The organism is Caulobacter sp. NIBR2454 (assembly GCF_027474405.1).
Classification (GTDB): domain Bacteria; phylum Pseudomonadota; class Alphaproteobacteria; order Caulobacterales; family Caulobacteraceae; genus Caulobacter.
Window position 1 is genome coordinate 365,403 of record NZ_CP114871.1, and the last position, 24,486, is coordinate 389,888.

At 67.1% G+C, this 24,486-nt stretch carries 20 protein-coding genes and 1 tRNA gene; 10 read left to right on the forward strand and 11 right to left on the reverse strand.

The annotated features are described in order from the left end of the window. Positions 1–61: 61 nt before the first annotated feature. On the forward strand, positions 62–1,588 hold the full coding sequence (locus tag O5K31_RS01785) for a dipeptidyl-peptidase 3 family protein (protein ID WP_269715420.1): 1,527 nt from the start codon (positions 62–64) through the stop codon (positions 1,586–1,588). Between the two features lie 19 nt (positions 1,589–1,607). On the opposite strand, the gene O5K31_RS01790 is transcribed toward O5K31_RS01785, so the two are convergent. Beyond that, a complete protein-coding gene (locus O5K31_RS01790) occupies positions 1,608–2,243 on the reverse strand; it encodes a DUF1579 family protein (RefSeq protein WP_269715421.1) in 636 nt (211 codons plus the stop codon). A 389-nt stretch (positions 2,244–2,632) separates the two neighbouring features. Here O5K31_RS01790 and O5K31_RS18375 point away from each other — a divergent pair, with 389 nt between their 5' ends. Both O5K31_RS18375 and O5K31_RS01795 read left to right on the forward strand, forming a co-directional pair. Beyond that, complete coding sequence (locus tag O5K31_RS18375) at positions 2,633–2,722, forward strand: hypothetical protein (protein WP_442867745.1); 90 nt, start codon at positions 2,633–2,635, stop codon at positions 2,720–2,722. Between the two features lie 93 nt (positions 2,723–2,815). Continuing rightward, positions 2,816–3,562 carry a creatininase family protein gene (locus tag O5K31_RS01795; protein WP_269715422.1) on the forward strand — a complete coding sequence of 249 codons (747 nt, stop codon included), beginning with the start codon at positions 2,816–2,818 and terminating at the stop codon, positions 3,560–3,562. A 4-nt stretch (positions 3,563–3,566) separates the two neighbouring features. Here O5K31_RS01795 and O5K31_RS01800 read toward each other — a convergent pair whose 3' ends face one another. The 5 genes from O5K31_RS01800 to tsaD are packed head-to-tail and all read right to left on the reverse strand — an operon-like array spanning position 3,567 to position 7,124. Then, positions 3,567–4,358 carry a transglutaminase-like domain-containing protein gene (locus O5K31_RS01800; RefSeq protein ID WP_269715423.1) on the reverse strand — a complete coding sequence of 264 codons (792 nt, stop codon included), beginning with the start codon at positions 4,356–4,358 and terminating at the stop codon, positions 3,567–3,569. 45 nt (positions 4,359–4,403) lie between these two features. Further along, the gene (locus tag O5K31_RS01805; protein WP_269715424.1) at positions 4,404–4,700 is read right to left on the reverse strand and encodes a Rieske (2Fe-2S) protein; all 297 of its coding nucleotides are present in this window, start codon (positions 4,698–4,700) and stop codon (positions 4,404–4,406) included. A gap of 50 nt (positions 4,701–4,750) precedes the next feature. Continuing rightward, on the reverse strand, positions 4,751–5,041 hold the full coding sequence (locus O5K31_RS01810; RefSeq protein WP_269715425.1) for a YciI family protein: 291 nt from the start codon (positions 5,039–5,041) through the stop codon (positions 4,751–4,753). Between the two features lie 2 nt (positions 5,042–5,043). Then, positions 5,044–6,036: an NAD(P)H-dependent glycerol-3-phosphate dehydrogenase gene (locus O5K31_RS01815; RefSeq protein ID WP_269715426.1), complete on the reverse strand. Its 993-nt coding sequence runs from the start codon at positions 6,034–6,036 to the stop codon at positions 5,044–5,046. Then, positions 6,033–7,124, reverse strand: coding sequence for a tRNA (adenosine(37)-N6)-threonylcarbamoyltransferase complex transferase subunit TsaD (gene tsaD, locus O5K31_RS01820; protein ID WP_269715427.1), 1,092 nt, complete (start codon positions 7,122–7,124; stop codon positions 6,033–6,035). Before tsaD ends, O5K31_RS01815 begins: the two co-directional genes overlap by 4 nt. 82 nt (positions 7,125–7,206) lie before the next feature. Here tsaD and hemC point away from each other — a divergent pair, with 82 nt between their 5' ends. The 5 genes from hemC to O5K31_RS01845 all read left to right on the forward strand — a co-directional run bounded on the left by hemC (position 7,207) and on the right by O5K31_RS01845 (position 11,471). Next, positions 7,207–8,169 (forward strand): hydroxymethylbilane synthase, encoded by a 963-nt coding sequence (hemC, locus tag O5K31_RS01825; protein WP_269715428.1) that lies wholly within the window; start codon positions 7,207–7,209, stop codon positions 8,167–8,169. Between the two features lie 2 nt (positions 8,170–8,171). Next, entirely contained in the window at positions 8,172–8,885 is a 714-nt protein-coding gene (locus tag O5K31_RS01830; protein WP_269715429.1) for a uroporphyrinogen-III synthase, read from the forward strand. A 30-nt stretch (positions 8,886–8,915) separates the two neighbouring features. After that, entirely contained in the window at positions 8,916–9,785 is an 870-nt protein-coding gene (locus tag O5K31_RS01835) for a COG4223 family protein (RefSeq protein WP_269715430.1), read from the forward strand. After that, a complete protein-coding gene (locus O5K31_RS01840) occupies positions 9,782–11,332 on the forward strand; it encodes a heme biosynthesis protein HemY (RefSeq protein ID WP_269715431.1) in 1,551 nt (516 codons plus the stop codon). Before O5K31_RS01835 ends, O5K31_RS01840 begins: the two co-directional genes overlap by 4 nt. Positions 11,333–11,395: 63 nt before the next feature. Continuing rightward, positions 11,396–11,471: transfer RNA gene (locus O5K31_RS01845), tRNA-Thr, on the forward strand. Between the two features lie 122 nt (positions 11,472–11,593). Here O5K31_RS01845 and O5K31_RS01850 read toward each other — a convergent pair. The 5 genes from O5K31_RS01850 to O5K31_RS01870 all read right to left on the reverse strand — a co-directional run bounded on the left by O5K31_RS01850 (position 11,594) and on the right by O5K31_RS01870 (position 21,642). Beyond that, entirely contained in the window at positions 11,594–13,582 is a 1,989-nt protein-coding gene (locus tag O5K31_RS01850) for a hypothetical protein (protein WP_269715432.1), read from the reverse strand. Between the two features lie 229 nt (positions 13,583–13,811). Then, positions 13,812–15,809 carry a hypothetical protein gene (locus O5K31_RS01855; RefSeq protein ID WP_269715433.1) on the reverse strand — a complete coding sequence of 666 codons (1,998 nt, stop codon included), beginning with the start codon at positions 15,807–15,809 and terminating at the stop codon, positions 13,812–13,814. Between the two features lie 230 nt (positions 15,810–16,039). After that, positions 16,040–18,055 carry a hypothetical protein gene (locus O5K31_RS01860; RefSeq protein ID WP_269715434.1) on the reverse strand — a complete coding sequence of 672 codons (2,016 nt, stop codon included), beginning with the start codon at positions 18,053–18,055 and terminating at the stop codon, positions 16,040–16,042. A gap of 221 nt (positions 18,056–18,276) precedes the next feature. Then, a complete protein-coding gene (locus O5K31_RS01865) occupies positions 18,277–19,803 on the reverse strand; it encodes a class I SAM-dependent methyltransferase (protein WP_269715435.1) in 1,527 nt (508 codons plus the stop codon). Between the two features lie 171 nt (positions 19,804–19,974). Further along, on the reverse strand, positions 19,975–21,642 hold the full coding sequence (locus O5K31_RS01870) for a response regulator (protein WP_269715436.1): 1,668 nt from the start codon (positions 21,640–21,642) through the stop codon (positions 19,975–19,977). A 124-nt stretch (positions 21,643–21,766) separates the two neighbouring features. Here O5K31_RS01870 and O5K31_RS01875 point away from each other — a divergent pair, with 124 nt between their 5' ends. Then, positions 21,767–22,156, forward strand: a complete 390-nt coding sequence (locus O5K31_RS01875; RefSeq protein WP_269715437.1) for a hypothetical protein — start codon at positions 21,767–21,769, stop codon at positions 22,154–22,156. A 114-nt stretch (positions 22,157–22,270) separates the two neighbouring features. Continuing rightward, positions 22,271–24,481, forward strand: coding sequence for a TonB-dependent receptor (locus O5K31_RS01880; protein WP_269715438.1), 2,211 nt, complete (start codon positions 22,271–22,273; stop codon positions 24,479–24,481). Positions 24,482–24,486: the final 5 nt, after the last annotated feature.

The following is a 24,486-nucleotide window of genomic DNA, read 5'->3' on the forward strand; positions in this document are numbered from 1 at the left end:
AAGCGGCTTGCAAGGGGTCCTAAACGCCGATCACAGTCCGCTCCAAACGGAGTGAAACGCCATGCGTAGACTGATCGCCCTCGCCCCTCTGCTGGTCCTGGCCGGCACCGGCCTGACCGCCTGTGACCGCAAGCCCGACACGCCGCCCGCCGCAGCGTCCAAGCCCGCGACCCCGGAACTCGCCCCGATCAACATGCAGGTCAACACCGCCTTCCTCTCCGCCGAGGAGCGGCAGGTGGTGAACCTGCTGATCGAGGCGGCCGACGTCATGACCACGATCTACGCCCGGCAGTCCGCGGGCGATGGGCCGGGCCATGGCTTTTACCCGGCCGGCATGACCAAGGCCGAGTTCGAGGCTTATCTGGCCGCCCATCCCGACCAGAAGGCCGCCCTGACCGATGGCTACACGGTGGTCAAGCGCGAGGGCGACCGCCTCGTCGCCGTGCCCTATTCGGTGGAGTACAAGGCCGAGCTGGAGAAGGCCGCCGCCCTCCTGGAACAGGCCGCCGGCGTGACCACCAACCCCAGCCTCAAGAAGTTCCTGACCCTTCGGGCTCAATCGTTCCGGACCAACGATTACTTCGCGTCCGAGATGGCCTGGATGGACCTGAAGGACACGCCCATCGAAGTCGCGATCGGCCCTTACGAGGTCTATACGGACGAGATCATGGGGGCCAAGACAGCCTTCGAGGCCTTCGTCACCCTGAAGGATCCGACCGAGAGCTCGGCGCTCGACAAGTACAAGGCCTATCTGCCAGCCATGGAGGCCAATCTTCCGGTCCCCGACGCCTACAAGAACTTCAAGCGGGGCGGCGACTCGCCCATCGCGGTGGCCGAACAGGTGCGTGGCGGCGGCGACAATCTGCATGGACCGCAGACCATCGCGTTCAACCTGCCCAATGACGAACGGGTGCGCGAGGCCAAGGGCGCCAAGAAGGTCATCCTGTCCAACGTTCTGGGCGCCAAGTACGACCGTATCCTGGCGCCGATGGCCAGCCGCATCCTGGTGGCCGATCAGGCGGCCCTCGTGGTCAAGAAGTACATGACCCTTGGGACCCTGTTCCATGAGCTGGCCCACAGCCTCGGCCCCGGCTCCATCACCGTGGGTGGTCGCGCGACCACGGTGAACGCTGAACTGACCGACATCTATTCGGCCAGCGAGGAAGCCAAGGCCGACGTCATGGGCGCGCTGAACCTGCTGTTCATGATGCAGAAGAACGAGTTGCCCACCGCCGAGAAATCACAACTGCTCAACACCTACGCCGCCGGCATCTTCCGCTCTGTCCGGTTTGGGGCGCAGGAGGCTCATGGCCGCGGCGCGGCCCTCCAGTTCGGCTATCTGAAGGCCAAGGGGGCGCTGGTCTGGGATGCGGGCGCGGGCCGCTTCCGCGTGGATGAGGCCAAGATGGAGGCGGGCATCCGCGACCTGACCGCCGACCTCGTTCGCCTGCAGGCCACCGGCGACCGCGCCGGCATGACCGCCTTCTTCGATCAGCACGCAAAGCTGGACGACAACGCCCGGAAGGTGATCGTCGCCATGGGCGACATCCCGGTCGATATCGCCCCGATCTACCCTAGCAAGATCTGACTGGCGCGTGCCGCGGGGCTCAGGCCTCGCGGCGCGTGAACCGCATCATGATCAGCTTTTTGAACTCGCCGGTCTTGGCGTCCATCACGTCGATCTGAAACAGACGCACATCGCCCTGGAACTCCTGGCGGATGCGCATGCGGGTGGTGACGCCGTCTGGCTGCATCGTGTCGGCCTCCCAGCGGAAGACCTTGGTGTCCGCGTCGTAATAGCCGACGTCATGACGCACCAGGTGAGTATCGCTGTCGATCCATGTGCCGGTGTAGCGGTTGGTGTAGGCGTCCCAGCCCCACATCCCCGTGCCTTCGTACGAACCATCGTCGTACTTGAACGCGTTGATGATGGCGTTGCCCTTGGACACCAGCCGGTTGGTCTGCACGCCGGTCTTGCGGATCGGCTGCTTGGCCGTATTGCCGACATAGAGCTCGACCTGCGCCGTCCAGACACCTTCCTCGGCCTTGAGAGGGTCGAGCACTTCCTTGGGCGTGTTGACCGGGAAGATTGACTGATACTTGCGGCGGCCCGGGCTGATCGGCGGAGGCGTGGGCTGGGTCGCCGCGACGGGCGCAGCCTTGGGCGTCGCGGTCTCCTGGGCTCCGGCTGCGCCCGCCAGGCACAAAGGCGCGACAACAGCCGCAATGATCAGATGACGCATGGTTCCCCCAAATCCGGCGCAAGGGCCAAGCCTCAGTAGCGACGTCATCCCAATCAAGTTGACCAGATTGCGACCGGTGGGCGTCCCCGCGCGATGAAGCGCAAGCGCTTGGCGCTCAAAGGTTGATGCGGCTCTAAACCCTTACAGGACCGTCACTTTCTTAAAAGGAGGTCATGACGCAGCCTTAACGGGACTTGGGAAAAGGCGGGGCGTATTCACTCGCTCATCGGGGCCGCGGCGCTCCCAACCAAGACCTGAAGGAAGACGAAAATGACCAACCAAGTGAACAACACCGCCCTGCTCGCCAGCCTCGCCCTGGCCGTGCTTCCCCTGATCATCTTCGTTCAAGCCCTCTAAGGCTTGGCGACCAAATCCAAAGGAATACGAACATGTTCGCCTATGTGAACAACACCGCGCTCGTCGCCAGCCTGGCCTTGGCCGTTCTGCCGATCGTCCTGTTCGTGCAGGCCGCGCTGTAAGACCGCCGAGGGGGCGATTTGAAGCCCCCTTCCCGCCCCCGCCGTTAGGGGCTACGACCGCGCCGGATACGGCTTTCAGACAAGGCGCGCGGTATGTTGCTTCACCAGTCCACCTGGCCCGAGATCGAGGCTTTTCTGACGCGCTCCAAGGCCGTCATCGTCCCGATCGGCTCCAATGAGCAGCACGGCCCCACGGGCCTTCTTGGCACCGACTGGATGTGCCCCGAGATTATCGCGAACGAAGCCCAGAAGACGGCTGACATCCTGGTCGCCCCGACCTTCAACATCGGCATGGCCCAGCATCACCTGGCCTTCCCCGGCACCATTTCGCTGCGCCCCAGCACCTTCATGGCCGCGATCGGCGACTGGGTACGCTCGCTGGCCGGACATGGCTTCGAGCGGATCTATTTCCTCAACGGCCACGGCGGAAACGTCGCCACCATCGAGGCCGCCTTCTCCGAAATCTATTCCGAGTTCAGCTATTTGGGCCGCCGCGCGGGCTTCGCCTGCAAGCTGAAGAACTGGTGGGACCTGCCGGGCGTTCACGCCCTGGCCAACCGCCAGTTCCCGTCAGGCCACGGCAGCCACGCCACCCCGTCCGAGATCGCGGTGACCCAGTGGGCCTATCGGGACGCCATCAAGACCGCCGACTATGAACCCAAGATCGCGCCTACCGGCCCCATCCGCGAGGCGCTGGACTTCCGCGCCCGCTTCGCTGACGGCCGCATGGGCTCCGACCCGGCGCTCGCCACGCCCGAAAAGGGCGGCGAGTTGGTGGAACTGTCCGCCAAGGGCCTGATCGCCGACCTCGCGGAATTCGCCTCGGAACCCATCCCCTGACAGACTAGCCGCGCTTGGCCCGGCCTTGCTGGATGCCGAAGCTCTGGTTGATCAGTTGCGCTCGGCCGAAGATGCTCATGAAGGCGATGTCGGCGGCGTCCAGCCCGGTCGCGACCCGGACCAGGCCCTCGACGGGCGCTTTCCCGGTGGCGTCCACCAGTCGCCATCTGCCGCCGAGATAGACTTCGGCTACGGCATGCAGGTCCGCCGGCTCCAGCTTCCAGGCATAGGCGCTGACCGCGCGGGCCGGGATATCGGCGGCCCGGCACAGCGAGATGACCAGGTGGGTGAAGTCGCGACACACCCCCGCCCGGTCCACGAAGGTGTCGATCGCCGTGGTCGCCGCGTCGCTGACCCCCGCTCTGTAGTCCAGATGCCCGCCGACCCATTCGAGTATGGCGGCCACCTTGTCGCCGCCGGACAGGCGGGCGAATTCCCGCTCCACGAAGCTCTCGAACCGGTCCGATGGGCAATAGCGGCTGGCGCGCAGGTAGCGCAGCGCCTCGCCAGGCAGATCGCGGATCGGCACGGCTGGCGCGCCGACAAGGTCGCCGCTGCGATGCAGGACCTCGACCTCGGCGTCATAGGCCACCTCGACCTCGCCTTCGGCGGTGAAGACGGCGCGGCGCTCGCCGGTGACGGAGTCGTCCAGGCGTGAAATGGAGGCGGCGGGGGTGATGGTCAGTCGCTCGCCATGAACGGCCTGATCAGCGCTACGTGCGGCTTCCAGCAGCAGCAGCACCTCACAGGGCGACGCGAAATGATAGGTCAGTCTGGCCTGGATTTGGAACCACATACGCCCTCCTTACACGCCAACGCGCATCAGGGACGCATGTTGCCGTCAGCTTGTGACGATCCACTCATCCTCGACGGCCACGGGCCAGGGCGTCAGGCGTTCGCCGACGCAAGGGCCCACGGTGCAGACCCCGTCGTCAGGCCGAAAGAGCGCCCCGTGGCCGGCGCAAAGCAGGGCGTTTCCATCTCGCGTCAGGTAGCGGTCCATCATCGCCAGGGGCCAACCGGCGTGGGGGCAGGAGTCCACATAGCCGACCAGCGTCCCGGCCCGCCGCACCACGAAGCCGGCGAACATCGCCTCGCCGGTGCGGAAGCGGAATCCCTTGGCTCCCGGCTCAGCCACCTCATCAAGGGTGCAAAGCCGGACGCCAGAGGCGGGGCGCGCGGGATTGCTCAGGCGGGCTTCCCGATAGCCAAGCGCCAGGGAAGGATTTCGGTGGTGGCGAAGATCCCCGCCTGGGCGAAGGGATCGCCCTCCACATAGGCGCGTGCGGAATCCAGGTCGTCGGCCTCGATGATCATCAGCGACCCGACCACGGTCTGACCGTCCTCGGCCAACAGGGCTCCGGCCATGCGGAACACGTCGGGCAGGCTGTTCAGATAATCCAGATGCACCGGCCGGGTCTCAAGGCGCAGGTCGCCCGTGCCCGGCTTGTCGGTGGCGCGCAGCATGAAATAGGGCATTTCTAGTCCTCTTCGGATTTGAGGGGGCGCGACAGCAGTCCCTCGATGGCGGCGTCGACATCAACCCGACCCGACAGGATCGCGTCGACGGCGGCGCAGATGGGCGTCTCGACGCCCAGCTTGCGAGCGAGGGCGGTGACGGCGGGCGCCGACGCCACGCCCTCGGCGACGGATAGCTTGCCGGCCAGGGCCTCCGTCAGCGTCTTGCCGCCGCCCAGCGCCAGGCCGACGCTCATATTGCGCGACTGCGGGCTGGAGCAGGTCAGGACCAGATCGCCCAGACCGCACAGGCCGGCGACGGTCTGGGCTTCCCCGCCCAGGGCCACGGCCAGCCGGGTCAGTTCGGCGAACCCTCGGGTGATGACGGCGGCGTGCGCCGAGCGGCCCAAGCCGCGCCCCTCGACGATGCCGCAGGCGATGGCCAGGACGTTCTTCACCGCCCCGCCGGCCTCGGCGCCGATCATGTCGTCGGCGAGGTAGGGGCGGAAGGTCGGGGTGGCGATGGCCTCGGCCAGGGCGCGGCCCAAGGCCTCGTCCGGACAGGCCAGCGTCACTGCGGTGGGTAGGCCGCGGGCGACCTCTCCGGCGAAGCTAGGCCCCGACAGCACGGCCGCCACGGCCTGCGGGACCGTCTCGCCCAGCACCTCGGTCATCAGTTTCAGCGAGCCCTGCTCCACACCCTTGGAGCACAGCAGCACCGGCAGGCCGTCTCGGGCGTGCGGCGCGAAGGCGGCGAGGGTCGCGCGCATGTGCTGTGCGGGCGGCACGGCCAGCACCAGGTCGCAATCGGCCAAGTCGGCGAAATCGCTGGTGGCGCGAACCGCCTCGTCCAGCTTAACGCCCGCCAGGAACAGGGCGTTTTCATGCGCGCTGTTGATCCCCGCGACCACTTCGCTCTCGCGCGCCTGCAGCACCACGTCCAGGCCCGCACGGGCGCAGACCTGGGCCAGGGCCGTGCCCCATGCGCCGCCGCCGATGACTCCGGCCTTCCTCATGCTTTCGCGCCTTTTCTGCCGAAGACGTGGGTGGGGTTGGCCGCCGCGGTCGCCGCATCCAGCGGCCAGCGCGGGCGGGCGGGGGCGTCCATGTCGTCTGTAATGCCCAAGGCCAGCCTTTCGGCGCCGGCCAGGGCGATCATCGCCGCATTGTCGGTGCAATAGGCCAGCGGCGGAGCGTCGAAGGAATAGCCATGCTTGTCCGCCGCCCCCCTCAACGCCGCACGCACCGCGCCGTTGGCGGCCACCCCGCCGGCCACCACGAACCGCAGGGTTTGGCCCGGATGGCGTTCCTTGTAATCGGCCATGGCCCGGTCAGTGCGCTCGGACAGTTGCCGGGCGATGGCGGTCTGGACCGCGGCGGCCAGATCCGCACGCTCCTGGTCGTTCGTCACCGTCTCGGCCAGACGCGCGGCGGCGGTCTTCAGGCCGGAGAAGGAGAAATCGAAACCCGCCCGACCCAGCAGAGCGCGGGGCAATGTGTAGCGGCTGGCGTCGCCGCTGGCGGCCAGCTTTTCCAGCGCCGGTCCGCCGGGATAGGGCAGGCCCATGCTTTTGGCGATCTTGTCGAAGGCCTCGCCCGCCGCGTCGTCGATCGTCGTGCCGATCCGCGTGCAGGCGCCGACCCCGGCGACCTCCAGCAGCTGGCAATGCCCGCCGCTCACCAGCAGCAGCAGAAAGGGATAGGCGATGTCGGCGCCCAAGCGGGCCGAGACAGCGTGACCTTCCAGGTGGTTCACGGCGATCAGCGGAATGCCCCGCGCCAGGGCCGCGGCCTTGCCGAACGCCAGACCCACCATGACCCCGCCCACCAAGCCGGGTCCGGCGGTGGCCGCCACCCCATCCAGGTCCTCGAACGACAGGCCGGAGGCGCGCATGGCCTCGGCGGCGATGGCGTCGATGCTCTCCACATGCGCCCGCGCGGCGATCTCAGGCACCACCCCGCCGAACGGGGCATGCTGCTCGAACTGCGTCCCAATGATCGAGGACAGCACTTGCACGCGCCCGTCGGCGTCGCGGCGGACCACGGCGGCGGCGGTCTCGTCGCAGCTGGTCTCCAGGCCGAGAAGGGTGAGGCTGTCGGTCATCGGTTGCCGGGGAACCGGCGCTCCTGTAGCAGCGGCGTCTTAGGTCGCCTTCATATAGGCGTTTCGAGGTAGCTTCGTCCGCATGGTCCGGCAACAGCCTTCCGTCGTCCGTATCGGAACCCGGGGTTCAAAGCTCGCTCTGGCCCAGACCCGCATGATGCAGGCCAAGATCGCCGCCGCCCTTGGCGCCCCGCCCGAGGCGGCTGACGAGGTTGCGCCCCTGACGGTCATCACCACCACCGGCGACCGCATCCAGGACCGCCGCCTGCTGGAGATCGGCGGCAAGGCGCTGTTCACCAAGGAGATCGAAGAGGCCCTGCTCGAAGGCCGCATCGACTGCGCCGTCCACTCCATGAAGGACGTGCCCGCCGAACTGCCGCCGGGCCTGGTGGTCGCCGCCGTGCCGCCGCGCGAGGATGTCCGCGACGCCTTCGTCAGCAAGATCGCCAACCGGCTGGAAGACCTTCCGCAAGGCGCCGTGCTCGGCACCGCCAGTCTTCGTCGCCAGGCGCAAAGCCTCAATCGTCGCCCTGACCTGAAGGTCGTGCTGCTGCGAGGCAATGTGGACACCCGCCTTGGCAAGCTGGAAGCCGGGGAGGCGGACGCCATCCTGCTGGCCCAGGCTGGTCTCAACCGTATGGGCCTTGGCCATGTGTCCAATGGTCAGATCGATCCGTTCGAGGCGCCGATCGCACCGGGCCAGGGCGCTCTGGCGATCCAGACGCGGACCGAGGATTTCCATGAACCCTGGCTGGCGGCCTTGCGCTGCCCGGACACCGCCCTTGCCGTGGCCGCCGAACGCGGCGCGTTGTTCGCGTTGGAAGGTTCCTGCCGCACGGCGGTCGGGGCCTATGCCCGCATCGATGGCCAGCGTCTGGACCTGGTGGTCGAGGCCCTGACGCCCGACGGCGCCCGGCGTTTTCGCCGTGAGGGCGCGGTGTTCCTGCCGTCCGATGGAGGCGAGCGCGCCGCGGTCGAACTGGGACTGGAGCTGGGCCGCGCCATCCGGGCCGAAGGCGGCGACGCCCTGATCTGGACCGTCTGACCATGGCGGCAGGGCGCAGGATCTGGATCACCCGGGCCCAGCCCGGCGCCGACGCCACCGCCGCCCGCCTCCGCGACATGGGCCATAAACCCATCGTCTGCTCTCTTCTTTCGGTCCAGGATCTGGCGCCGGTCATCGATCTCGACGGGGTAGGGGCCCTGGCCTTCAGCAGCGCCAACGGCGTGCGGGCCTTCGCCGCCCAATCGACCGAGCGCTCCCTGCGCGCGTTCGCGGTGGGCGCGGCCACGGCCGACGCCGCCAAGGCCGCCGGCTTCACCCGTGTGCTGTCGGCTGATGGCGATGTGGACGCCCTGGCCGGCGCCATCGCCGCCCGCGCGCGCGAGATCAGCGGTGTCCTCCTGCACGCCGCTTCCGCCGAGCCGGCGGGCGATCTGGTCGGCGCCCTGACGGCTGCCGGCGTTTCCGCCCGCGCCGTCGCCGTCTACGAGACCGTGGTGCGTAAGCCGGAAAAGGCGTTCCTCGATGGGCTCGACGACATCGACCTGGCTCTGGTCCATTCGCCCCGGGCGGCCAAGGTCCTGGCCCAGATCCTGGGTCGTCAGCCGGCTCCCCGTCTGCGCGCCCTGTGCATCTCCAAGGCGACCGGGGCGCCGCTAAAGGCGCCACAGGGTCGCGGCAAACTTGCAAGCATCGCGTTTGCCCCGTTCCCCATCGAGACAGCCCTGCTTAATCTTATAGACAGGCAACCGGACTAGGCTGGTCGTCTCACAGTCTTTGGCCTTCCCATGAGCCTCGCGCCCGACCCGACCGAGATCACCCCACCCAAGGATCCGACGCTCTATGCGCGTCCGCGCCTTATGGGGCCTGGCTTTTGGATGGCGTGCGGGTTCTGCATCCTGTGCGTGGCCGCCGGTTATGGCTTCGCCAAGTTCGGTCCGCAGCTGACCGGTCCGGGTGTTCGCACCGAATCAGTCATGCCCGCCGCCGAGCCCTCGCCCGCCGAATCGGTCGAGCGGGCGGAGTCCGCGCCGACCGACTTCACGCCTGCGCCAGCCCCGACGCCTGTGACCGATCCGGCGCTGGAAGGCCGCATCGCCACCCTCGAAGCCGACCAGGCCCGCCTGACCGAGGCCGCCGGCGCGGCCCTCGCTGTCGCCGCCCTGTCCGAAGCCGCTCAAAGCTCGCGGCCCTTCGACCGCGAACTGTCGCAGGTCGAGGCCGTGCTGCCCGTCTCCATCGACGCCCGCGCCCTGCGCCGCCTCGCCGAGACCGGCGCCCCGACGCATGCCGCGCTGGCCGCCGAACTGGAGGACGCCGCCTCCCGCGCCTCGGTCGCCGCCCGCGATCCGGGCGAGGGGGCCGGCCTGTGGGCCCGGGCCTCCCACGCCCTGGCCGCCATCGTCACCGTCCGTTATGTCGGCTCGACCACCGGCTCCAGCCCCGACGCCATGCTGGCCCGCGCGCAGCGCCTAATGGACGAGGGCGACGTGGACGGCGCTCTGCAGGTCGTCGGCCAGTTGCCCGAACGCGTGCGCATCACCCTGACCGACTGGCGCCTGCGCGCCGAGCGTCGGGCCGAAATCGACCGTCGCGTCTCCGCAATCCGGGCCGAGGCGCTGTCCGACCTGACCGTCATGCGGCGAGCCGCCAGATGATCCGTACGGCCCTCGTCCTTTTCCTCGTCGCCGCCATCGCGGTGACCGCCATGGCGCTGATCGGCGAGCCCGGCCACGCGACTCTCACCTGGCTGGGCTGGCGGGTGGATACGACCGCCGCCGCCGCCGCCCTGATCACCCTGTTCTCGGCCCTCGCCGCCACCATGGCCTGGCGTTTGGTCATCTGGCTGCTGGAAGCGCCGCGCCGCGCCGCCCGCGCCCGCGCCGAGAGCCGCCGCAAGCAGGGCATGGAAGTCCTGGCTCGCGGCTATCTGGCCGTGGCCGCCGGCGATGGCTCAGAAGCCCGCCGCCTGGCGCAGAAGGCCGCCGATCTGGCCGAAGACGCCCCCGTCCTGACCCGCGTCCTGGCCGCCCAGGCCGCCGAGGCCGCGGGGGACACCGCCGCCGCCAAGGCCGCCTACAGCGCCATGCTCGGCTTTCCCGACATGCGCCTGGCCGGCCTCAAGGGTTTGATGCACACCGCCCAGGCGGAGGGCGACGAAACCGGCGCCCTGCGCCATGCGCAGGCCGCCTATGGCTTGGCCCGCACCGCCCGCTGGGCTTGGCGCGCCTTGCTGGAACACAGACTGGAGGCGGGCGACTGGGCCGCCGCCCTCGACCTCGTCCAGGGCGCCCAGGAACGCAAGATCGTCCCGCCTCTGGTGGCCGATCGCACCCGCGCCGCACTGCTGGCCGCCTCGGCCGCCCGTATGGAGGCCTCCGCCGATCCGCGCCAGCGGGCCCAGGCCCTGGAGTTCGCCCTGCAGGCGGTGAAGCTCAAGCCGGACTTCGCCCCTGGCGTGGTCATGGCGGCCCGCCTGCTGGTCGCCGACGGCAAGGCTTCGCGCGCCTCCAGCGTCCTGGAGTCGGCGTGGAAGGCCGCGCCGCACCCGGCCCTGTGGCTGGCCTATCGCGACCTGAAGACCAACGAGACGCCCAAGGCTCGCGCCGCGCGCCTGATGAGTCTGGTGCAATTGAACCCCTCGGCGCGCGAAAGCCGCATCCTGCGCATCGAGCAGGCCTTGCTGGCCGGGGATCCGGTGGCCGCCCGCGCCGCCGCCCGCCTGCTGGACGCCGAGGCGCCGACCGCGCGCTTCGCCGGCCTGATGTCGCGCGTGGCCTACGCCAACAGCGACCCCGACGAGGCCCGCGCCTGGATCGCCCGGGGCGCCGCCGCGCCGCAGGAGGCCGACTGGTCGGACCTGGACCCCGAGGGTCACGCCTTCGCCTATACGCGGGAAGACTGGACCCGCCTTGTCGCCACCTATGGCGAGACCGGAGAGCTGATCCACCCGCGCTTCGAACGCAGTGAACGGACCATCAGCGACCTGCCCGAACTGCCGCTGTCCTATACCGACCGCGTGGAGTCGGCCTCGTTCCTCAAGGCCGCCGAAAGCGGCGCTGGCCTGATGCCCGTGCCCGACGATCCGGGGGCTCCGGACTACGCCGCGACCCCCGACGATCCGCCCCCGGCGCCCCCGCCCAGTCCACGCCGCGCGCCGAACGCACGCCGCCGCTTGGCAAACGCGCCGCGCGCCGCTAAATAGCCGCTTCCCTGGATCTTCGGGTCCGGCGGAACACCGATTACCAGCGTCCGAACAGGACCCGGCGCCGCTTTAGCTCAGCTGGTAGAGCACCTCATTCGTAATGAGGGGGTCACAGGTTCGAGTCCTGTAAGCGGCACCACCTTCCACCCCGAAATCAGAGCACCCGCGCCTGGCGCAGGCTTTCGCGCGCCGCCGAGCATGCAAAAAGAAAGCCGGCCCGAAGGCCGGCTTTCCCACCGTGCGGCTGTCTCCTGGGAGAGGTCAGCCGTGGGTGATGACGTTGTCGTCGATGTCCAGGTCATCCATCGAGACGCCGACCAGCTTGATGTAGAAGTCGTCGTCAAAGGCCTGCTCGTCGCCGCCCGTGCTGTAGATGATGACGCCCGAACCGTCGGCCGCGTCGAAGGCCGTGTAGGACCATGCACCCGCGACCGCGACCGCGTTGCCGACGATCTCGAAATAGGCCTCGTCGGTCTCTTCCACGCCGGTGAAGGCGTTGGCCGCAAGGGCTGCGTAGAGGCCGGTGCTGGCGCCCTCGCCCAGCACAAGGGTGTCGTCCTCGCCAAAGTCGGTGAGCCGGGTGACGGCCTTCAAGGCGCCGGCGGATGTGAACGCGGCGGCGTTGCCCACGCCCGCCAGATTGACCGTATCGTCGCCATCGCCCAGCGTCACTGTCACGGCTTCCTGCGACCTCACCGTCAGGTCCAGAACGTCGTCGCCCGACCCCAGCAGCACTGTGTGCGCCGCGCCCTCGTCGGTCACGTAGAGAAGCGCCACGTCCTTCGTCGCGCCGGCCAGGTTGATCTTGCGGTCGTCGCCGCCGGCCTCCACCACGCCCAGGTCCAGCGAGCGGCGGGTCACGACGACGAGCTCGGAGGCCGAGGTCTTCAGGCCGTTCCACGTAGCGGCGCCGCCCGTCGAGATGGTGAGGACGTCCTCGACCCCCTCCACCGTCACTGTGCCGAGGTCGCCTTCCATGATGACCTCCATCTCGTCCACGTCGTCGAAGCCCAAGATCGCGCCGCCGCCGCCGCTGACGAGCACCTCGATATCGGCGGTCAGGTTCTCGACCGTGAAGCTGTCGGCGGCGTTGCCGGCGATGACCACACGATCGACGCCTTCGAAGTTGCTGAAGTCGACGGTCCAGCCCAACCCGTTATCCGACGACAGGTTCACCTGCTCGAAGCCGGTGACCTCGGTGTCCTCAAGATCGCTGCTCAGCTTCAGGTCGAGGACGTCGCGACCGACGCCGCCGTCGAGGGTGATGTCGCCAGCCTCGGTGAAAACGGCATCCAGGAAGTCGTCGCCGCCGCCCAGATCGATGGTGATCGACGCGCCGGCCAGACCGGTGATGCTGGTCAGGAAGCCCTGCTTGCCGAAGAAGTCGCGGCCGTTGCCGGTCTCGATGACGATCTCGTCGCCGACGTTGGCGGGCCCCATCAGGCCGAAGGCGGTGTCGGCGTTGTTGGAGAAGGCGTCGGCCTCGCCGACAGCGCCCACGCCATAGGATTCACCGACCTGCAGGGCGACCTGATTGCCGGGCGGCGATTTGGCGACCACATAGTCGTTCAGGTCGAAGCTGCCGTGGATCAGGCCGTCTTCGCCCAGATCGTCATAGAGACCCGCCAGCCCCTGCGCATAGACGCCGACCTTGGCCTTCACGGCCTCGGCCATGATGTAGCCGGCCATGGCGGCCTTGGCGGCCAGATCTGTGTCGGCGGCCGGCGCGCCGGCCCGGGCGATGGCGTCGAAATAGGCCTTGCGGCCGGCGATGTTGGCGATGGCGGCGTTCACGTCGACGCCGGCCTCGGCCGCCTGGCTCGTGCCGATGATGCGGTTATAGGCGACGGCCACGGCCTCGCCGAAGGTCAGGGAACCGAAATCGCGCAGGAAGTCCGCGCGGCCCTCGCCGGCCACGCCCAGGTTCACCGCGAAGTTGATGTAGCGGTTCTCGGTGTTGAAGGTCTGGTACGACGGGTCGTTCAAGTCGTTGGCGTTCTTGGTGCTGTTGACCAGATAGTCGAACCCGTCGGTGTTGGGGACCTCGCCGGTGAAGAACTGATAGGTCAGGGCCGCGACGCTGGTGGTTCCCACCGCCTGGTCGGCGGCGTAGGCGTGAGCGGCCTCATCGGTGATGACGCCGTTCTGGGAGCGGACGGCCAGCTCCTGCAGGATCAGGGCGTGGGCGCCGGACGGGGCCTTGCGGTTGATGGCGGTGAACGCCTCTTCAAGTTCTTCGTAAGTCGCCATGGGTGCTCCAGAGAAAACGCCCGGACGTCATAAGCACGCCGGTCTCATCCCGAAGTCGTTAGGCAGATGGCGCCCTAAGCTCCACGGCATCGACGACACCGATGTCCAGTATGTCTGAAACAGGCGCCGCTTTGCGCCCGATATGAATCCTCAGGGCAATAAGAGTCAGGCAAAAAGAAAGCCGGCCCGAAGGCCGGCTTTCCCTCACTTGCAAGCCTCCCCTGGAAGGTCAGCCGTGGGTGATGACGTTGTCGTCGATATTCAGGTCGTCCATCGAGACGCCGACCAGCTTGATGTAGAAATCGTCGGCCGTGTTATTGATGGTGCCGCCGCCGCTATAGATGAAGACGCCGGAGCCGTCGGCGGCGTCGAACGCGGTGTACCCCCAAACCGTGGCGGCGACAGTCGCTGCGGCGACCCCGATATAGGCTTGATCAGTTTCCGCCACGCCGGTGAAAGCGCCAGCGGCGACGGCCTTATAGTCGCCTGCGGCGAGGCCCTCGCCAACGACAATAGAGTCGTCTTCTGCAAAGTCGGTGATGCGGGTCACCGCTTCCAGGGCGCCGGCCTTGAAGGCGGCGATGTTAGATGTGGCGTTGAAAGCGGCCAAGCTGACCGTGTCTTCGCCGTCACCCAGCGTGATGGTGGTGGCTTCCTTCGAGGAGACCAGCAACGTCAGGGCGTCATCGCCGCCGCCAAGCAGGACGGTATGTTCCGCGTCCGCGGCGGCTATATATTCCAGCGCCAGGTCCTTGGTCGTGACGGCCGTCAGGTCGACCTTGCGCTCGTCCCCCGCGAGGGTGACTTCACCCAGATTGACCGAGAAGTTGCCCTTCAGGATCAGTTCTGCGGCGGAGCTCTCGATGCCCCGGATCGTCAGAGACTTGGCGGCCGTGAGGGTGAGCGTGTCTTCAACGCCATCGACCGTGATGAATCGCGTGCTTGCGGCGACGGTGATCGCGGCCGCATCGACGTCGTCATAGTTCAGCACCGCATTGCCCTCGCCGCCGACCGAGACCGCGACGTCGTCGGTCAGGTTGTCGACCTCGATCTCCCAGGTGGCCGTAGCGTTGACGTTCAGGGTCTTCACGTCGCTGAAGTTGGCGAAGTCGACGGTCCAGTCGTTGCCGTTGTCGAACAGGGTGACGGTCTCGAAGCCTTCCACCTCGGTGGTCGCCAGATTGGTCTGCAGCACCAGGCTCAGGGCGTCCGCGCCGACGCCGCCGTCGATGGTGACGTTGCTGTTGGCGACTTCGGTCAGGTTCAGCCAGGCGGTGTCGTTGCCGCCGCCCATGGCGATGTCGATGTCGGCGCCGGCGAATCCGGTCACCGCGACGAGGGCGGTCTTGGTGCCGATGACGTCGAAGCCGTTGCCGGTGTCGATGCTGATGTCGGCGGCCTTGGTGGCGACGATGCCGCCGGTGGCCTTGTCGGCGTTGTTGGAGAACACATCCTCCGCGCCCACGGCGCCGACGCCGTAGCTGGTGTCATCCTCCAGCTCCACCGTGTTGCCCGGAGGCGAGGTGGCGACGATGTAGCTGTTCAGGTCGACATTGTAGTTGGCCTTGCCGTCGTCGGCGAGGTCGCCGTAGAAGCCGGCCAGGCCCTGGACATAGGCGCCGACGCCGGCCTTCACGGCCTCGGCCATGATGTAGCCGACGACCGCGGCCTTGGCGGCCAGGGGCTGGTCGGCGGCGCTGATCCCCGCCTGGGCGACCACGGCGTCGAAATAGGCCTTGCGGCCGGCGATGTTGGCGATGGCGGCGTTGACGTCGATGCCGGCCTCTTCCGCCTGGCTGGTTCCGATGATGCGGTTGTAGGCCACCGCCACGGTCTCGATGAAGCTGAGCGGGGCGTAGATCTGTTCGAAGATCGCGCGGCCCTCGCCGGCGACGCCCAGGTTCACCGCGAAGTTGATGTAGCGGTTCTCGGGGTTGAAGTTCTGGTACGCCGGGTCGTTCAGGTCGTTGGCGTTTTCGGTGCTGTTCACCAGGTAGTCGAAGCCGGCCGAGGTCGGCATCTTGCCGGTGAAGAACTGGTAGGTCAGGGCCGCCACGCTGGTGGTGGAGTCGGCCTGGTCGATGACATAGGCATAGGCCTGGTCGTCGCTGATGACGCCGTTCTGCGAGCGGGTCGCCAGATCCTGCAGGATCAGGTTGTGGGCCGCCGAGGGGGCCTTGCGGTTGATCGCGGTGAACGCGTCTTCAAGTTCTTCGAAAGTCGCCATGGAAGTCTCCAGAGAAAGCGCCCTGCGTCACAAGCAGATCGGCGCCCAGGCTCCAGGCGATACGGAAGTCGAATCCGCTTCTCCACGGCGTAAACACCACAAGTGTCCAGTATTTCTGAAACCCCGTCAGGTAAGCGCCCGATATGGATGCTCAGAGCAATAAGCATCACGCAAAAAGAAAGCCGGCCCGAAGGCCGGCTTTCCCTCACTTGCAAGCCTCCCCTGGAAGGTCAGCCGTGGGTGATGACGTTGTCGTCGATGTTCAGGTCATCCATCGAGACGCCGACCAGCTTGATGTAGAAGTCGTCGGTGTCGGCGTTGGTGCCCCCTGCGCCATAAACGAAGACCCCCGAACCATCGGCCGCGTCGAACACCGTGTAGGTGTAGGGAACAAAGACGGCGTTGTTGACCGCGGTTTTGGCGATGTCGAAGTAGGCCGAGTCCGTCTCCGCAACGCCGGTGAAGGCGCCGGCAGCCAAGGCTTCGTAGATGCCGGCGGTGCCGGAGCCGTCTCGGCCGACGATGACTGTGTCGTCTTCGCTGAAGTCGGTGACGCGCATCACGGCCTTGAGCGAGCCGTTGGTATTGAAACCCGCAACGTTCGAGGTGCCGGCGCCGCCGCCGTCGAAGGTTATGGTGTCTTCACCGCCACCCAGCGTGACGATCGCGTCACCCTTGGAGATCACCCGAAGCAGAAGGGCGTCGTCGCCGCCACCCAGAAGGATGGTGTCGCTGTCTTCAGCCCCGGTGAAGTAGGTCAAGGCCACGTCCTTGGTGGTGACGGCGGTCAGATCGACCTTGCGCTCGTCGCCATCGAGGGCGACGTCGCCCAGATTGACCGAGAAGTTGCCCTTCAGGATCAGTTCGGCCGAAGAGGATTCGATGCCTTCGACCGTGAGGGATTTGGTCGCCGTGACGGTCAGAGTGTCCTCCACACCGTTCACTCCGACGCCTTCGCCGCTGGCGGCGAGAGTGATCGCGGCCGCATCCACGTCGTCATAGTTCAGGATGGCGACACCTTCGCCGCCGATGGAGACCACGACGTCGTCGGTCAGGTTGTCGATCTGGAGAGCCTGGCCGTCGCTCGCGTTAACGTTCAGGGTCTTCACGTCGCTGAACTGGCCGAAATCGACATCCCAGTCGTTGCCGTTGTCGAACAGGGTGACGGTCTCGAAGCCTTCCACCTCGGTGGTCGCCAGATTGGTCTGCAGCACCAGGCTCAGGGCGTCCGCGCCGACGCCGCCGTCGATGGTGACGTTGCTGTTGGCGACTTCGGTCAGGTTCAGCCAGGCGGTGTCGTTGCCGCCGCCCATGGCGATGTCGATGTCGGCGCCGGCGAATCCGGTCACCGCGACGAGGGCGGTCTTGGTGCCGATGACGTCGAAGCCGTTGCCGGTGTCGATGCTGATGTCGGCGGCCTTGGTGGCGACGATGGAGCCCGTCGCCTTGTCGGCGTTGTTGGAGAACACGTCTTCGGCACCGACGGCGCCGACGTCGTAGCTGGTGTCATCCTCCAGCTCCACGGTGTTCCCCGGCGGCGAGGTGGCGACGATGTAGGAGTTCAGATCGACGTTGAAGTTCGCCTTACCGTCGTCAGCCAGGTCGGCATAGAAGCCGTCCAGGCCCTGGACATAGGCGCCGACGCCGGCCTTGACGGCCTCGGCCATGATGTAGCCGACGACGGCGGCCTTGACGGCCAGGTCATGGTCGGCGGCGCTGATGCCGGCCTGGTTCACGACGGCGTCGAAATAGGCCTTGCGGCCGGCGATGTTGGCGATGGCGGCGTTGACGTCGATGCCGGCCTCTTCGGCCTGGCTGGTGCCGATGATGCGGTTATAGGCGACGGCCACGGTCTCGGCGAACGACAGCGGGTTGTAGATCTGCGAGAAGATCGCGCGGCCTTCGCCGGCGACGCCCAGGTTCACCGCGAAGTTGATGTAGCGGTTCTCGGGGTTGAAGTTCTGGTACGACGGATCGTTCAGGTCGTTGGTGTTGGTGCTGCTGTTGACCAGGTAGTCAAAGCCAGCCGCGGTCGGCGTCTTGCCCGTGAAGAACTGGTAGGTCAGGGCCGCGACGCTTGTGGTGCCCTTGGCTTGGGTGATGCCGTAGTCGAAGGCCTGCTCGTCGGTGATGACGCCGTTTTGCGAGCGGACGGCCAACTCCTGCAGGATCAGGCTGTGCGCGGCCGACGGGGCCTTGCGGTTGATCGCGGTGAACGCGTCTTCAAGTTCTTCGAAAGTCGCCATGGGAATGGTCCTCCAGGAGAATCGTCCCAGGCGTCACAACCACGCCGGGCTCCTCAGGGAAGTCGCATTAAGGCAACAAAATTTCGCTGACCACGGCATATACGGCACATCCGTGCAGCATTCCTGTAACTGGGGCTACTTTGCGCCCAATTTCAACCCCCCAAAGCAATAAAAGACGCCTTGGCCTGTTAAGGCCTAGGTAGGGATTGCTTTGGACTGGCTCAGATGATCCCAAGGTCTTTCCAAACGCCCAGCTTGGCCTCCATCAGCGGGGCGAATCGCCCGGTCAGGAAGGCCACGGCGGCCTCGCCTTTGAGGGCTTTCCCCTCCTGCTGCGGCGCGCGACCGTTGGCGGCCAGACGCTCCACCGCGTGGCCGGCCGCTTCGGCCGCGGTCTTGCGCCCCGCCAGCAGGCCGCCCAGCAGCATCAGCTCATCGCCGGAAACCTGAAGCGCCGTGCGCGCCTTCGGCGCCACGACGACGCCATAGCTCTCGCCCGCGAATTGAGCGGCGGTGAGCACGATGTTGAGGACGCGGGCCGCCTTGCCATCCACCTTGTCGGCGACCGGCAGCACCTGCTTGGAGTGGACCAGCAGGGTGACCGCCTGCAGGGTCTTGGCCCGGTCCTTTCCGGGCGTGACGGCGATCAGCTCCCCAAAACTCGCCGCGCCCTTGGCCAGGCGGTCGAGGATCGGGTCATAGACCGCCGCCGCTCCGCCGGCCTCGCCCACCGGCCCCTGAAACGCCAGCTTCACCGCCTCGCGTGGCACGGCTAGGGCCAGGCGCAGTTCGCCCAGCATCGCCGCGTGATCCGTCGCTGAAAGCGGGTTGAGCCCGCGCACATAGAGGTCGCGGCGGAACATCTTGTTGCAGGCGAAGTCCTTGGCCAACTCTTGCCACAGGCGGTCGTCGGGCATGTGATCGGCCAGCATGGCCGTCACCCCCGGCGGCAGGGAGGCCACGGCCACGTTCTCGATCAGGGTCGCCGACGTCATGTAGTCCAGCCGCGCGCCGGCCATCTGGCGGGCGATGTCGGTGACGTAGAAAGCCTCCCAGTGGGTGTTGAGGAACTCGTGCGCCAGATAGGCCGCCGGCTGCTTTCGCATGGCTTCCAACCGCTTCTCCACCACGGGATTGGCCTTGAAGTAGGCCGCTCCGATCTCGGTGAAGGCGTCTGCGAAGGCGAGGATCGACGGGACATGCAGGTCCGAGCGGCCCGGATGGCGCAGGTAATGTTCGCGCGCCAGCTGGCGGAACGGCGCCATCTGCGCCCAGCCCGGCTGGGTGTTGTAGGAGGCGTAGACGATCCCGCCGGGCTTCAGCGTCCGGTCGATGAACCGCACGATCTCCTCGCGATTCTGCTCCGACACCCACGACAGGATCCCGTGCAGGGCGATCACGTCAAAGCGCGGCAGCTGCGCCTCGTTGTCCAGCGCCTGGGCGAAGCTCCAGTCGCGGAACTGCACGTTGCCAAGGCCCGCCCGGTCGGCCAGCCGCGCGGCGTTGGCGATCTGGGCGGGGTTGAAGTCGAACCCCCAGAACCGGGCCTGCGGGTGCAGGGCGGCGATGGCGTTCAGGGTCACCCCCTGGCCGCTGCCCAGTTCGCAGTAGCTGAAGGCCCCCGACAGGTCCGGCGCCCTCTGGCCCGCCATCAGGGCGGCGAAGGCGATATGGCTGGGCGCGATCTCGGCGTGGAAGAATGACGTGTACTGGACGTCGGTAGTGTAGCCCTCGTTCCAGGCGCTCATGGCGGTCTCTCTGAACATTGGAGATGCGCCGCCCGCGAGGGCGGCCGCTTCGCCTCGGCGATAGAGAGGGCCGTGGAGCCTGACCACGGCATCTAAGGCACAGTTTGCGGCCTTCGATACGGTCGCTGCGTGCGAGTGCTCAAAAAGCCGGCTTTGGAGGCACGATAAGCGCTACGCCGCCTTGGCGGTCGCTTCACGCAGGGCCGCGAACAGGCTGGCGGGCTGGATCGGCTTGGTCAGGTGCTGGTCCGCCCCCGCGGCGCGGCTGGCCTCCACGTGTTCGGGCAGGGCGCTGGCGGTGAGCATGAGGATCGGCGTCCGCGCCTGGCGGCGCGCCGTCTCCAACTCGCGGATCAGGCGTGTGGCGGTCAGGCCGTCCATGCCCGGCATCTGCACATCCATCAGCACGGCGTCGAACTTGCCGGTGGCGAACATCTGGCAGGCCTCGGCTCCACCTTCCGCCGAGGTCACCTCCGCCCCTATCTGGGCGAGGATCAGCTCCGCCACCTTGCGGTTGGTGGGATGGTCATCGACCACCAGGATGCGTAGCGGCCGGTCCATCGCGCTGTCGCCGTCGTGGCCGGCGCCGGCATCTTCGACCTTCTCCGGCGCGGCGCATGCCGGCAGATCCAGGGTTAGGGTGAAGGTCGAGCCCTCGCCCGGCTGGCTACAGGCTTCCAGTCTTCCCCCCATGAGCAGGGCGAGTCGGCGTCCTATGGCCAGACCCAGTCCGGCTCCGCCGAACGCGCGGGTGATTGACGCATCGGCTTGCTCGAAGCGCCCGAACAGTCGCTCGCTGTCGGCCATGTCGAAGCCACAGCCGGTGTCGGACACCGCGATTTGAATGCCCTCGGCTGTCGCCATGGCGCTGATCGTGATCTCGCCCAGGTCGGTGAACTTGACGGCATTGGCCAGCAGATGGCTGAGCGCCTGACGTACCCGCGCCCGATCTCCCATCACCCAGACCTCCGCCGTCGTGGCGATGCGCAGGTTGAGCCGCAGGCGCTTGGTCTGGATGCGCCGCTCGAACAGCCGCACCGTGTCGCGGATCACGTCGCCTAGGCGCAAGGGCGCTGGCTCCAGCGGCGAGTCGCCTTCCTCCAGGCGTGCGAAATCGAGGATGTCGCCCAGGGCGTGCTCCAGGTCGTCGCCAGACTCGCGCAGCAAATCCAGCAAGGCCGCCTGATCCCCCGACAGGACGGTGCGGGACAAACCTTCCATGGCGCCGACCATCCCGTTCAGGGGCGTGCGGATTTCATGGCTCATATTGGCCAGGAACTCACTCTTGGCCCGACTGGCGGCCTGGGCCAGGGTCAGCGCCTCGTTCAACGAGGCCTGCAATCGCACATTCTCCAGCGCCACGCGGGCGGCGCGAGCGATCATCTCCAGCACCGCCAGGGCCTTGGGTGTAGGCGTATCTGCTTTCGCCCAATAGGCGCCAAGCGCGGCGATGGGGTCGTCAGGCCTAACAGGGACCATGATCATGCTACGCACGAATGTCGGCTCGTAGAGCGCGATCGGAATGCGCGGATCGGCATGGATATCGCTGATGCTGACGCTCTGGCGGTTCATCATGGCCCAGCCGGAGATGCACTCATCGATGGGGAAAGCCTGGCCCTTCCAAAGGGGTGCGATGGCGTCCTCGTCGATGTAGCGGACCTTGGGGCCCTCGCGCATGACGACGGTGATGCCGTCCGCGCCGGTCAGTTCTCGCGCGGCGACGCGAAGGATGCGGCCGACATCCGCGGGCGTGGTGGCGCCCGCCAGTTGCTCGACCGCATCGATCAGCACCGCCAGGGTGTCGATCGAGGTGGTGGTGTTGGAAGGGTTCGCCTCCACCGCCGTCCCCATTGCCCGTCGTCGCCGATTTCGCCGCACAATTCTCTGGGCTGCAAGCTTAAGATTTTACAACCTATGAGAATGTGAAGCGCATTCCGCTGGTTTTTTGACGGCGAGTCGTCGAATGCTTCGCTCCATGTCGGAGACCTCGTCCAACCAAGAGCTGATCACCTGGGCCCAGACCCTGGAAGGCTATGCGCGCGATTGGGACGAGACGTTCGACAAGCGGCCTGGTTATTTCACCCAAGAGTTCTGGTACCTGCTGGTGGGGTGCATGATCGCCGACTGGCAGGGCAAGCCCATGACCGTCAGCGCCGCCTGCCAGTTCATGAAGAGTGGCTCCAGCCGCACTCGGGAAGAGCGCATCAAGCGCGCCGTTTCCGACGGCTTCCTGATCAAGGAGCGGACCGGCGACGACGGCCGCGCCGCCATCGTGCGCCCCACGCCTCGCCTGGAAGCGTTGATGCGCGGCCATCTGGAGCGGACCCTGAAGATGGTCCGCTCGGCGGTTTAGCCGCAGATCTTGCGGGCAAATCCCCGCACAACTCTACGATAGAAACCGCCGCCGCCGCCGCGCACCCTTGCAGGATAGACGCCGCATGATCGGCGCACGTCCGTGGGGGGACATATGGAAACTCAATCGAACCTGGGCGCCGCCCATCGCCGCCGCATCGGCGCCATGCTGATGGCGGGCGCGTCGCTCGCCGCACTCGCTATCGCCGGCCCTTCGCACGCCCAGACGGCGTCCGCCGACGAAACATCCGCCGCCAGCCTGGACGAGATCGTCGTCACCGCCCGCCGCCGCGACGAGCGTCTGCAGGACGTGCCGGCCGCTGTCACCGCCTTTTCCTCGGCCACGCTGCAGAACATGCAGGCGACGACCGTCGGCGACCTGCAGGGCTCGGCGCCCAACCTGACCATCCACCAAGGCGACGCCTCCAACGCCGTGGTCTATGTGCGCGGCGTCGGCCAGATCGACAGCCTCGCCTTCGCCGACCCGGGCGTGGGCGTCTATGTGGATGATGTCTATCTTGGCCGCGCCCAGGGCGCCTTCCTCGACGTCTATGACGTGGACCGCATCGAGGTGCTGCGCGGACCACAGGGCACCCTCTATGGCCGCAACACCATCGGCGGGGCCGTCAAGTTCGTCTCCAAGCCGCTGACCAGCGACTTCGCTGGCGCTTTCGAGGCCACGGTCGGCGACTACGATCGCCGCGAGCTGAAGGGCTCAATCGGCGGCGCCCTGGTGCAAGACAAACTGCTGGCCAAGGCCGCCTTTTCCTATTCCGGCCGCGACGGCTATTCCACCAACGCCTTCGACGGCCGCAGCGACGGGGACAAGAACCTGCTGGCGGGCCGCATGGCCTTCGAATACCGCGCCAGCGAGGATTTCAGCTTGCGCCTGAATATCGACGGCTCACGCGACAGGCCTGACACCTCGCGCACCCCCGCCCGCGCAACCGCCGTGTTCGGCGTGCCCGCATCCCTGGATCGTCCGTTCGACGTCAACGCCAGCTTCAACGACCTGAACGATCTGTCCACGGCCGGCGTCTCGCTGGTCGCTGACTGGGCCCTGTCCGACAAGGTCGCCCTGAAGTCGATCACCGCCTATCGGCAGATGTCCTACGACAGCAATCTGGACCTCGACGCCACCACCCAGAACATCTTCGGCGTCTATGTCCGCGAGGACCAGGACCAAGTCAGCCAGGAGCTGCAGCTGAACTACACCGGCGACCGGCTCACCGCCGTTGGGGGCCTGTTCTATTTCAAGGAGCACGACGAGACGTTCAGCGGCCTGCTCGGCCCGGCCATCGGCCTCGTCACCGGCTCGCTCAACGATCAGCACAACGAAAGCTGGGCCGCTTATGGTCAGGGAAGCTACAGCCTGACGGATCAGCTCTCGGTCACCGCCGGCGTTCGCTACACCCACGAGAAGAAGGACTTCTTCCGCACGCAGAAGTTCTTCGATGCCGCCGTGGTCAACAAGCTGCCGGTTCCCTATAGCCAGGGACCCTTCGCGACATCCATCGACACCTCGGACAAGTGGAGCTCGGTCTCGCCGCGCCTGGGCGTGGACTACAAGGCCACCGAGAACGTCCTGGCCTACGCCAGCGTCAGCCGCGGCTTCAAGAGCGGCGGCTTCGACGGCCGCGCCAACGACGCCGCCGGCGCCCGGCCCTATGACCCCGAAACCCTGTGGGCCTATGAGGCGGGCCTGAAGACCACCCTGATGGACCGTCGTCTCACCGCGAACGTGGCGGTGTTCTGGAACGACTATAAGGACTTGCAGCTCTCCAGCTTCACGGCCGACGCCAATGGCGGCTTCAGCGCCCTGTTCACCAACGCCGGCGCCGCCACCATGCGCGGCGTCGAGCTCGAGCTGGTCGCCCGACCGATCCGTCCCCTGACCCTGAACTTCGTGCTGGGCTATCTCGACGGGGAATACGACGAGTACATCGGCCCCGGCGGCGCGGACATCAGCGATCAGCGCGAGTTGGTCAACGCGCCCAAGTGGGATGGCAAGGTCGGCGCGACCTACGTATTCGATTTGGCGGATGGGGCGACCTTCACGGTCGGCGCGGACGCGGCCTTCCGCAGCAAGACCTATCCCACCGTCTCCAGCAGCGAGATCTTGGCGCAGAAGGGCTATGTGGCCGTCGACGCATTCGCCCGCTGGCAGGACGCCGAGGACAAGTGGTTCGTCCAGGCGGGCGTGAAGAACCTGACTGACAAGCGCTACATCGAGCAGGGCTTCGACCTGTCGAGCTCGCTCGGCTACCAGCTGGCCTACTTCGGCGCGCCTCGCACCGTGTCGGCCACGATCGGCGTCGCGTTCTAGCGCCG